Consider the following 10,203-nt stretch of genomic DNA (forward strand, 5'->3'; position numbering starts at 1 on the left):
TCGCCTCATGCCCGGTTCCACGGAGGTGTCGGATATTCGCTGGGAGGCTCGGGCCACCCGATGGAGATGGCGCACGCGAGCACCACCGCGACCAGGCTGATGCAGAGGAGAAGGGTCAAGGTGAGGCGTGCCGCCGTCCTGGTCTCGCGACCGTCCCCTCGCATCACGAGCGTCGACAACCCGAGCAGCACCAGCCAGCCCACGAGCCCGAAGATCGACAAGCCGATGCCGATCTCGCTCTCCACGTCTTCCCAGAAGCCTCGCTTGATGAATCCGTTCGACCACCCGAGACCCGCACCGCTGAAGCCGAGGGCGGCGATGAGGCCGATGACCGTGGCCGCGAGCCACAGGAGCACCCCTCCGAGCATTCGCATGCTGTGAACCTACCGGGTCGAGCGGCGCGACTCAGCGCACGGGAACGGCGGCGTCGACGACCCGCCCATCGACCAGGTGCAGCACTCCGTGCATGCGCGGCAGGTGCACGAGGTCGTGGGTGACGAGCAGCGTCGAGGTGTCGCGCTCGTCGGTGAGCTTCAGGATCAGATCGATGATCTCTGCTCCGCGCTCCTGGTCGAGGGCGCTGGTGGGCTCGTCGACCAGCAGAACGCTCGGGTCGTTCATCAGGGCTCGCGCGATGTTCACTCGCTGACGCTGACCGCCGGAGAGCTGGTGCGGCCTCTTGTGACCGTGCTCGGCCAGACCGACCGCAGCGAGCAGCTCATCGGCCCGGTCACCCGCCGCGGCACGACGGCGACGACTGCGGGAGGCGCCGAGCTCGTTCATGACACGCAACTGCTCACGAGCGGTCAGGGAGGGGATGAGGTTGGACTGCTGGAACACGATCCCGATGCGGTCGCGTCGCAACTGCGTCGCATCGGCCCGGCTGAGTGCGGTGATGTCGTGTCCGTCGATCATGATCTCGCCGGAGTCCGGCCGCAGAAGCGTGCCGGCGACAGCGAGCAGACTCGACTTGCCCGAGCCGCTCGGCCCGGTGATGCCCGTGACGGTGCCCGGGTGGGCGGTCAGGGAGACACGGTCGACGGCGGTCACCCGCGCATCTCCATCGGGGAAGGTCAGGGTGACGTCGTTAAGGCGGATCATCGGTTGCTCCCGAGTGCGGTGAGAGGGTCGGCGGAGGTGACGGAACGCAGGGCGAAAGCGGCGCCTGCGAGTCCGAGGGCGATCATGATGCCGCCCGGAAGGAGGGTCGTGACGGGGCTGAGCAGGAAGGGGAGCGCCGTGCCGGCGAGCAGACCGAGCACGGTGACCAGTCCCAGGCCGGTGCCGATGCCGACCAGCAGGACGATCAGCGCCTGGCCCAGAGCATCACGCACCAGCGAGCGCGTGCTCGCTCCGAGCGCCTTGAGCACGGCCACGTCGCCCTTTCGCTGCATGGTCCACACCGTGAAGAACGCTCCGATGACGAGCCCCGAGATTCCGAACAGCATGGCCACCATGAGCAGGAGGGAGCCGATCTCGGAACGGAACGCGCTCAGCGCCGTCAGCGACCCGAGAGGGGTCTCGGAGATCGTGTCATTCGCGGCATCTGCGGCGTCCCAGTCGGGGGCGCCCGAGACGGCGAGGACGGTGGCATAGGCATCCGGAGCGCCTGTGGATGCCGAGTACGCCTGCCAGTCATGCAGGGTCATCTTCACGACCGGAGTGTGGCTGTACCACGCGTCTCCGTCGATCATCCCGACCTCGTAGGAGACGCCCGCGATCTCGATCTGCTCTCCGACATCCACTCCGAGCGCGTCGGCGGCGGGCGTCGACAGGCTCAGCTCTCCGTCGGCGGAGGGGGCGCCCGCATCGAAGCCGGGCTCGACCCCGAACACCGCGATCGCGGCACGGGTGTCCTCGGTCTCAGCGCGGGTCTGACTGATGCCCAGGGGTCGCGCATCGGTCACACCCGCGGTCACGGCCCAGTCGTGCGCCTGCTGCTCGGTGATCGAGGAGTCCGCGAAGCTGGCTGCGCCGTCGCCGCCGGAGGGCGCGGAGAACACGATGCGGTCTGCGGGCAGCGCCAGCACACCCGAGACGTTCTGAATGGCGAGGCCGCCCGTCAGTCCGCTGAGGAAGCCGACGAGCAGAGTGATGAGGGCGACGACGGCGCCGATGAGGACGAATCGACCCCTGGCGAAGCGGAGATCGCGTAATGCGACGAACATGGTGGCTGCCTTTCCTGTCGCCGATGCGCGACCATTCCACTCTCGCCGTCGGCACCGGCAGCGTCATCGGCCACGGGCACGGCCTTCCGCGGCCGGAATGAGGATGCCGTGATCGTCCTTTCGGACGATGCCGCGCCACGCACGGCGGCGTAGAGTTCGAACCATGGCGCGTACCGCTCTCACCCCGGTGTTCGTGGGGCTGCGGACGGGCCTGCACGCGCTGTTCTTCGCCCTGATCGGCGTCGTCGTCGCCCGCGCCGTGCTCGTTCCGTCGGACTCGAGCGCCCCCGCGATCGTGCTGGCGCTGGTCCTCGCAGCGACCTACGCGGCCGGCGCTCTGCTCGCGCACCTCTCGCGCGGGCGCCGTGTCACATCGCTGCTCTGGCTGGCGATGCTCTCGGCGGAGTGGCTCGGCCTGCTGTGGGTGAGCGCCGACGCCGCCTATCTCGTCTTCCCGCTCTTCTTCCTCTACCTGCACCTGCTCGGGCGCTGGGTGGGCACGGCCGCGATTCTGGCCGCCACGGTCGTCGCGGTGTTCGCGCTCGGCATCCACGGCGGGTGGAGCGTCGGCGGGGTGGTGGGCCCCTTCGTCGGCGCGGGCGTCGCGCTCCTGATCGGCCTCGGCTATCAGGCTCTGGCGACCGAAGCCCGGCAGCGCGAGGCACTGGTCGACGAGCTGCTCACGACCCGTGGACAGCTGGCCGCGCGAGAGCACGAATCAGGCGTTCTGGCCGAACGCGCACGGCTCGCTCGCGAGATCCACGACACTCTCGCCCAAGGGCTCTCGAGCATCCAGATGCTGCTGCATGCCGCCGAACGCGCAGACCCCACCCGACCGGGCATCGAGCACATCCGGCTCGCGCGGGAGACTGCTGCGGCGAACCTCGCCGAGGCGCGTCGGTTCATCCGCGAGCTGACGCCTCCGCAGCTCGACGATCAGACGCTCGCCGGAGCACTGCGTCGACTGGGCGCCACGCAGTGGGCAGCGCAGGGACTCGACGTGCGGGTGCGGGTCTCCGACACGGTCATCCTTCCCATGCACCTCCAGACGGCGCTCCTGCGAATCACGCAGGGTGCGATCGCGAACGTGATCCAGCACGCCCACGCGACGACGGCGACCGTGACCATCGCCGTCGAAGACGACCATCTGCGCTTCACGGTCGACGACGACGGCACCGGGTTCGACGCCGAGATCGCCGAATCGGGAACCGCCGAGAGGTCGGACTCCTTCGGGTTGCGCGCCACCGCCGAACGCGTGCAGCAGCTGGGTGGACGACTCGAGATCGACACGGCATCCGGCCGTGGAACGAGGCTCACCGTCGACCTCCCGCTGAAGGAGCTCGCGTGATCAGGCTCGTGATCGCCGACGACCACCCCATCGTCCGCGCCGGACTCACCGCCCTGTTCAGCCTCGAAGACGATCTCGAGGTGGTCGCCGAGGCCTCGACCCCCGACGAGGCCGTCGCGTGCGCAGAGCGCGAGAACCCCGACGTGGTGCTGATGGACCTCCAGTTCGGCGCCCAGAGCACGATGTCGGGCGTGGACGCGACCCGCCGCATACGCGGGCTCGACGCGCCGCCCTACGTTCTCGTTCTCACGAACTACGATTCGGACGCCGACATCCTCGGCGCCGTCGAGGCGGGGGCGAGCGGCTACCTGCTGAAAGACGCGCCGCCGCACGAGCTGACCGCGGCCGTGCGCGCCGCCGCCGCAGGCGAGAGCGCACTCGCCCCGGTGATCGCCTCCCGGCTGCTCGATCGCATGCGCGCACCGCGAGTGAGCCTCAGCAGCCGCGAGATCGAGGTGCTCGAGCTGGTCGCCGCCGGACGATCGAACAGCGAGGTGGCCGACGAGCTCTTCGTCAGCGAGACGACCGTGAAGTCGCATCTCGCGCACATCTTCTCGAAGCTCGACGTCAGCTCACGCACTGCGGCGGTCTCGGCCGCGCGTCAGAAAGGCATCATCCGCTGATTGACGCTGTCGCGGCTGTCGGTGCCCTTGTCGCACTCTCGCCAGGATCTTGCATTCTGGGATGTTAGTCGCGGTTCAATATTCTGGAACAGCGGTTGCGACCCGAGTCACGCATAGCCCCTGCTGGGGGGGGAGGGCGGCTGACATCAGCGCACCGCCTGCGGCCCGGGAGGGGGATTCCCCGGGCCGCAACCGCGGTACAGCGAGCTTGTGCGTCCTCTTATCCGGACCTCAGGACCGGAGGGGGTGAGAATGCCGAAGAGACTGATCAGCGACGCGATCTTCGAGTCGGTCGGCACCGCGATCGTGGACGGACGATACCTGCCGGGCCAGCGCCTGCGATCGGTCACCATCGCCGACGAGTTCCACGTATCGCGGATGCCCGTGCGGGAGGCGTTGCAGCGGCTGGAGCGGATCGGCCTCGTCGAGATGCTCCCTGCACGACTCACCCGAGTGACACGCGTCACCCCAGAGGTAGCTCTCGAGTCGATCAGATACGCCGGATACCAGGCGGGGTTCGCCGCCCACGAGAGCGTTCCCCGACTCTCACCCGGAGATCGACGAGAGGCTCTTCGACGCGTCGATCGTGCGGCCGATCGCTCGTCCGATGCGACGATGGGATCGGCCCATCGTCGTGATGTCTTCTCCTTCCTCTCCGCGAGGTCGGGCAACAGCATCCACCACGCGCACATGCGAGACATGGAGCTGGCTTTCCAGCGCAACATCGCTGTGCTCGAGTCGACGGGTGCGATCGAGGCATTCGATCCGGGGTCCTGGCAGCTGCTCAGACGCGCGATCGCGACCGGAGACGCGGCGATGGCGGAATCCGCCACGCGGGCCCTGCATGGACTGCCGACGTGAGGGTCACGGACGGGGCGCCGCGGTCGACGCGCGCACGATCAGCTGAGACCCCAGCGTCACGACGTCGTCGATCGCGGTGCCGTTCATCGCCTGCAGCAGCAGATCGACGGCGAGCGCGCCGCTGCGCTCGATCGGCATCCGCACGGTCGTGAGCGCGGGCGTGACCGCGCCGGCCAGGTCGATGTCGTCGATGCCGACGATGCTGATGTCGGTCGGGCAGCGCTTGCCGAGTTCGAGCAGTCCTGCCTCGAGTCCGAGGGCGACGAGGTCGTTGTAGGCGATCACGGCCGTCGCACCGCTCGCTGCGGCCGGGGCCGCCGCCGCACGCCCGCCCTGGATGGACGCGGCATGGTGGCTGAGGCGGGTGAGGCGGATGCCGTGGCGCTCGCATGCCCGTTCAACGGTGTCAGCGCGCCGGATGTCTGCCCACGAGCCGCGCGGACCTGACGCGTAGGCGATGTGTGTGTGGCCGAGGGCGACGAGGTGCTCGATCGCCTGACCCGGGCCGTTCTCGGTGTCCATCAGCACGCAGGGGGCGCCGTCGATCTGCCTGTTGACCACCACGCAGGGGGTGTCGCCGACCAGGGCGAGCACCTCGTCGTCGGGCAGTCGCGGCGAGCACAGCAGCATTCCGTCGAGCTTGCGCGCCTGCTCGATCTGCTCGCGTTCGCGGCGCAGATCCTCGTCGGCGTCGAACAGCACGATGCGGTGATGCCCGTGCCACGCCTGTCCCTGGATCGACTTGAGCAGCGTGGCGTAGACGGGGTTCGACACATCGGGCACGACGACGCCGAACGTGCGGGTCGCCGTGGCGGACTGCGGGGCGGCGTAGCCCAGCTCGGTCGCGGCCTCGAGCACGCGGCCGAGCGTGGCGGGGGCGAGACGGTCGGGCTCCCCGAAAGCTCGCGACGCCGTGGCGATCGACACGCCTGCGCGCCGTGCCACATCCGTCAGTGTCGCCGCCATGTTCTGCTCCCACCCTCCCCGTCATCCTACGGTCCTGCAGCCGCATGAAAGATGGCTTGACAAGTTTGTACAACTCATTCACACTGTTTTCAGGACGATCATCGCCGATCACCCATCCGGGTGCCCGGCCCGGAGCGAAGGAGCCGACGCGTGAGCATCGAGACACCGGTCCTGCGCCGCACCACCCCCGCGAGCGCCACTCCCCTGGTCGCCCCGACTGCGGCGGGAATCCTGCACCTCGGTCTGGGCAGCTTCCACCGCGCGCATCAGGCCGTCTACACGGCCGCAGCGCTCGAGACGGCCGGAGGCGACTGGGGCATCGTCGGCGTCGCCTCTCGATCGCGCTCGATCGTCGACGCGATGCACGCGCAGGACATGCTCTACTCGGTCGCGACCATCAGCCCCGGCAGCACGTCGCTGACCATCCCCGGCGTGCACACCGACGCCTTCGTCGGCGCCGAGCAGCCCGAGCGCGTGATCGCGCAGATCGCCGACCCCGGCATCCGGATCGTGACCCTCACCGTCACGGAGAACGGCTACAGCTACTCCCCCGCGACGCAGCACCTCGACCTCGACGACGAATCCGTGCGCGCCGACCTCCGTGGCGGTGCCCCTCGCTCGACGATCGGTCAGCTCGCCCGCGGCCTGCAGGCCCGTGCTGCTGCCGGTGGCTCTCCGATCTCGATCCTCAGCTGCGACAACCTCTCGTCGAACGGCGCCCACACCGAGAAGCTGGTGCGCGAGTTCCTGCACGAGCTTCCCGGCTCCGAAGCGTTGGATGCTCTCACTTTCCTCGACGGTTCCGTGTCGTTCCCCTCGAGCATGGTCGACCGCATCGTGCCCGCGACCACCGCCGAGCTGCGCGACCGTGTCGGCACCCTGCTGGGCGCACGCGACGACATCCCCGTGCCCGCAGAACCCTTCACGATGTGGGCGATCGAAGACCGTTTCGCCGGCGGACGCCCCGCGTGGGAGGCCGGCGGAGCCGTCTTCACCGATGAGGTCGCACGCTACGAGCAGATGAAGGTGCGGCTGCTCAACGGCACCCACTCCCTCATCGCCTACCTCGGCGCGCTGCGCGGCGTCGCCACGATCCCCGAGGCGATCGGACTCGACGGCATCGAGAACGCGGCCCGCACCGTGCTGCGAGACGAGTACGAGCCCTCGATCGAGGTGCCGTCCGGCGTCGACATCCGCGCCTACGAAAGCGAGCTCTTCGAACGCTGGGCCAACAGCGCGCTCGGCCACCGCACCAGCCAGGTCGGCACCGACGGTTCGGTCAAGCTGCGTCAGCGCATTCCCGAGCCTGCGCTTCGCGCCCTCCGCCACGGCGAGATGCCGCACCTGATCGCCCTGACCGTCGCCGGCTACCTGTCGTGCATCGCTCCTCTCCCGGGCTTCGACCCCGGCCCTCACGCCGCCGCCATGAGCGACAGCGCCCGCGAGCGGCTGGCGGGATACGCGGCGAGCGCCCGCACCGGCCGTGAGCTCGCCCAGCGCGTGATCGGCGACCTGCATCTTTTCGGTGATGGACTCGGAGCACACGATGCGTTCATCGCCCGCGTCGGCGAACTCGTCGACACGATCCGGCAGCGCGGCGTCGATACCGCGATCGCGGATGCGGTCTCGGCATCCCACGCCACCACATCATCACTCATCAGCGCAGAGGAGCTGCAGCCATGAAGGCTCTCGCCATCCACGGCAAGGAAGACATCCGCTGGGAGGACCGCGAGGTGCCCGCCCCCGGCGACGGCGAAGTGCGCCTCCGGGTGAACTACGTCGGCATCTGCGGATCCGACCTGCACTATTACTTCCACGGCGCCAACGGCGAGTACACGATCCGTGAGCCGCTGACCCCCGGTCATGAGCTCTCCGGTGTCGTCGATCTCGATCCGTCGGGTCGGCTGGCGCCCGGCACCCCGGTCACCGTGCACCCTGCGCGCTACGGCGCCGAGGTGCCCGGCCTCGAGAACCATCCGCACCTGCGCCCCGGTGGCGACTACTTCGGCAGCGCGTCGGCCACCCCGCACCGTCAGGGCGGAGCATCCGAACTGCTGATCGTCGAAGAGCAGATGATCCGCGTGCTTCCGGCGTCGCTTCCCCTCGAGCGCGCCGCTCTCGCCGAGCCTCTGGCCGTCGCGATCCACGCGGTGAACCTCGCCGGCGACATCGCGGGCAAGCGCGTGCTCGTGATCGGCGCAGGGCCCATCGGCCTGCTCGTCGTGGCCGCCGCGAAGAAGGCCGGGGCCTCCGTCGTGGGCGCGAGCGACGTGCGGGAAGAGCCCCTCGACCGCGCTGCGTCTCTGGGCGCGACCGAGCTGTCGCTCGTCGGCCGCGACACCATCGAGAACGAGTCCTACGACGTGGTCTTCGAGTGCTCCGGCGTCGGAGCAGCGCTCGCCTCAGCCGTGCGGGCCGCTCGACGCGTCGGCACGGTCGTGCAGGTGGGCATGCTGCCGAACACCGACATCGGCGTGAACCTCGCCCCGATGCTCGCGAAGGAGCTCACCATCCGCGGCGCATTCCGCTTCTCCACCGAGATCGACGACGCGGTCGCCCTGTTGGCCGAGTCCGACGCGCTCGACTCCGTCATCTCCCACGTCGTCCCGGCATCCGACGCCGTGCGGGCCTTCGAGCTCGCTCGCGACTCGTCGGCCTCGGCGAAGGTCCTGCTGGCCCTCTAGCGATCACCGCTGCCCCGCGCTCCCGCGCACATCATTACAAAGGAGTATTCCGATGAGCAGTTCATCCGTCCCCGGCGTCGACGCCCCCGCCGGCGTCGACCCCGCTGCGAAGAGGTCGGTCAAAGACCTGGTTCGCGCCGCCATCTCCGGGTGGCTCGGCACCGCACTCGAGTTCATGGACTACCAGCTGTATTCGCTGGCCGCCGCGCTCGTCTTCGCAGATCTCTTCTTCTCGTCCGAAAATCCGGCCGTGGCCGTGGTCGCCGCGATGGCCACGTACGGCGTCGGCTACGTCGCCCGTCCGGTGGGTGCGTTCTTCTTCGCGCGTCTCGGCGACAAGACCGGCCGCACGAAGGTGCTGTTCTACACGATCCTGCTGATGGGTCTCGCGACGACTCTCATCGGATTCCTGCCGACCTACGACCAGGTGGGCGTGCTCGCGCCGATCCTCCTCGTGCTGCTGCGCATCGCGCAGGGCTTCGGTGCGGGTGCCGAGATCTCGGGCGCGGGCGTCATGCTCGCCGAGTACGCACCGGCCAAGCGCCGCGGCATCATCGCGTCGCTGGTCGCGCTCGGCACGAACTGCGGCACGCTGCTCGCCTCCGGCATCTGGGCGATCCTGCTCGTCGCGTACAGCGAAGACGAGGTCATCGCGTGGGCATGGCGCATCCCGTTCATCGCCAGCGCGGTCATCATGCTCTTCGCGATCTGGGTGCGGTTCAACCTCAAGAAGACCCCGGTCTTCGAGGAGCGCGACGACGTGGTCGACGGCAAGGCGCTCTCGCGCGACGAGGTCGTCAAGCTCGCCACCGAGACCAACGACATCCGCACGCTCGAGGCGATGAACCGTAAGACCTGGAAGGCCTTCTCGATCGCGCTCCTGCTGCGCTTCGGTCAGGCCGGCAACTCGGGCATGATCCAGACCTACCTGATCAGCTACATCACCGTCGTGCTGCTGCTCGACCGCTCGATCGGCGTCAACGCCGTGATCGTCTCGTCGCTCGTCGCCTTCATCACCGTGCCGCTGTCCGGCTGGCTGGGCGACCGCTTCGGCCGCAAGCGCATGTACATGGTGTGGGCGATCATCGCGATGATCTTCATCGTCCCGACCATGCTCATGATCAGCAGCAAGGACACGGTGCAGGTCTTCGTCGGCTACGTGGTGCTGCACAACCTCGCGGTGATGAGCTTCGCGTCTCTCGAGAACCTCACGCTCCCCGAGCTGTTCGGCTCACGCAACCGCTACACGTTCACGGCCATGGCACGCGAGATCGCCGCCATCGTCGCGACCGGCGCGGGTCCGGTCATCGCCGCGGCATGGGTCTCGGCCGTCACGGGCTCGTTCATCCCGATCATCATCATGCTGTTCGTCTTCACGCTGTGCGCACTCGTCGCGTCGATCTGGATGCCGGAGGTCGCCGGTCGCGACCTGACCGACCCGCGCGACGCGATCTGATCCCGCCGCTGCTCACGACCCGGGGTGGGGGGGGGGGGGGGGCCCCCCCCCCCCCCCCCCCCCCCCCCCCCCCCCCACCACCCCCCCCCCCCCCCCC

The 10,203-nt window shown here is 69.0% G+C and carries 10 protein-coding genes; 6 read left to right on the forward strand and 4 right to left on the reverse strand.

What is annotated here, in order from left to right; translation table 11 throughout:
• Positions 1-5: 5 nt before the first annotated feature.
• The 3 genes from RWO82_RS13690 to RWO82_RS13700 are packed head-to-tail and all read right to left on the reverse strand — an operon-like array spanning position 6 to position 2,168.
• Complete coding sequence (locus RWO82_RS13690; RefSeq protein ID WP_314428005.1) at positions 6-374, reverse strand: hypothetical protein; 369 nt, start codon at positions 372-374, stop codon at positions 6-8.
• Positions 375-405: 31 nt separating this feature from the next.
• The gene (locus tag RWO82_RS13695) at positions 406-1,101 is read right to left on the reverse strand and encodes an ABC transporter ATP-binding protein (RefSeq protein WP_314428008.1); all 696 of its coding nucleotides are present in this window, start codon (positions 1,099-1,101) and stop codon (positions 406-408) included.
• Positions 1,098-2,168 (reverse strand): ABC transporter permease, encoded by a 1,071-nt coding sequence (locus tag RWO82_RS13700; protein ID WP_314428010.1) that lies wholly within the window; start codon positions 2,166-2,168, stop codon positions 1,098-1,100. The genes RWO82_RS13695 and RWO82_RS13700 overlap by 4 nt, the downstream gene beginning before the upstream one ends.
• Before the next feature lie 163 nt (positions 2,169-2,331).
• On the opposite strand from RWO82_RS13700, the gene RWO82_RS13705 reads away from it, so the two are divergent.
• The 3 genes from RWO82_RS13705 (at position 2,332) to RWO82_RS13715 (ending at position 5,000) form a co-directional block, all read left to right on the forward strand.
• Entirely contained in the window at positions 2,332-3,516 is a 1,185-nt protein-coding gene (locus RWO82_RS13705; RefSeq protein WP_314428012.1) for a sensor histidine kinase, read from the forward strand.
• Positions 3,513-4,139, forward strand: a complete 627-nt coding sequence (locus RWO82_RS13710; RefSeq protein ID WP_314428013.1) for a response regulator transcription factor — start codon at positions 3,513-3,515, stop codon at positions 4,137-4,139. Before RWO82_RS13705 ends, RWO82_RS13710 begins: the two co-directional genes overlap by 4 nt.
• Positions 4,140-4,391: 252 nt before the next feature.
• The gene (locus tag RWO82_RS13715) at positions 4,392-5,000 is read left to right on the forward strand and encodes a GntR family transcriptional regulator (protein ID WP_314428015.1); all 609 of its coding nucleotides are present in this window, start codon (positions 4,392-4,394) and stop codon (positions 4,998-5,000) included.
• Positions 5,001-5,003: 3 nt separating this feature from the next.
• On the opposite strand, the gene RWO82_RS13720 is transcribed toward RWO82_RS13715, so the two are convergent.
• Positions 5,004-5,966 carry a LacI family DNA-binding transcriptional regulator gene (locus RWO82_RS13720; protein WP_314428017.1) on the reverse strand — a complete coding sequence of 321 codons (963 nt, stop codon included), beginning with the start codon at positions 5,964-5,966 and terminating at the stop codon, positions 5,004-5,006.
• Positions 5,967-6,116: 150 nt separating this feature from the next.
• Between RWO82_RS13720 and RWO82_RS13725 the strand changes: the two genes are divergently transcribed.
• The 3 genes from RWO82_RS13725 to RWO82_RS13735 are packed head-to-tail and all read left to right on the forward strand — an operon-like array spanning position 6,117 to position 10,106.
• Entirely contained in the window at positions 6,117-7,649 is a 1,533-nt protein-coding gene (locus RWO82_RS13725; protein WP_314428019.1) for a mannitol dehydrogenase family protein, read from the forward strand.
• Positions 7,646-8,650, forward strand: a complete 1,005-nt coding sequence (locus RWO82_RS13730) for a zinc-binding dehydrogenase (RefSeq protein WP_314428021.1) — start codon at positions 7,646-7,648, stop codon at positions 8,648-8,650. The genes RWO82_RS13725 and RWO82_RS13730 overlap by 4 nt, the downstream gene beginning before the upstream one ends.
• Positions 8,651-8,702: 52 nt before the next feature.
• On the forward strand, positions 8,703-10,106 hold the full coding sequence (locus RWO82_RS13735) for an MFS transporter (RefSeq protein ID WP_314428023.1): 1,404 nt from the start codon (positions 8,703-8,705) through the stop codon (positions 10,104-10,106).
• Positions 10,107-10,203: the final 97 nt, after the last annotated feature.

Origin of the sequence: uncultured Microbacterium sp. (genome assembly GCF_963521645.1) — a bacterium.
In the GTDB taxonomy this organism is placed as follows: Bacteria; Actinomycetota; Actinomycetes; order Actinomycetales; family Microbacteriaceae; genus Microbacterium.

What these genes read in the sequence shown, in the direction of transcription:
- RWO82_RS13690 (WP_314428005.1), bottom strand. Translation starts at nt 374, where the DNA reads ATGCGAATGCTCGGAGGGGTGCTCCTGTGGCTCGCGGCCACGGTCATC.
- RWO82_RS13695 (WP_314428008.1), bottom strand. Translation starts at nt 1,101, where the DNA reads ATGATCCGCCTTAACGACGTCACCCTGACCTTCCCCGATGGAGATGCG.
- RWO82_RS13700 (WP_314428010.1), bottom strand. Translation starts at nt 2,168, where the DNA reads ATGTTCGTCGCATTACGCGATCTCCGCTTCGCCAGGGGTCGATTCGTC.
- RWO82_RS13705 (WP_314428012.1), top strand. Translation starts at nt 2,332, where the DNA reads ATGGCGCGTACCGCTCTCACCCCGGTGTTCGTGGGGCTGCGGACGGGC.
- RWO82_RS13715 (WP_314428015.1), top strand. Translation starts at nt 4,392, where the DNA reads ATGCCGAAGAGACTGATCAGCGACGCGATCTTCGAGTCGGTCGGCACC.
- RWO82_RS13720 (WP_314428017.1), bottom strand. Translation starts at nt 5,966, where the DNA reads ATGGCGGCGACACTGACGGATGTGGCACGGCGCGCAGGCGTGTCGATC.
- RWO82_RS13730 (WP_314428021.1), top strand. Translation starts at nt 7,646, where the DNA reads ATGAAGGCTCTCGCCATCCACGGCAAGGAAGACATCCGCTGGGAGGAC.
- RWO82_RS13735 (WP_314428023.1), top strand. Translation starts at nt 8,703, where the DNA reads ATGAGCAGTTCATCCGTCCCCGGCGTCGACGCCCCCGCCGGCGTCGAC.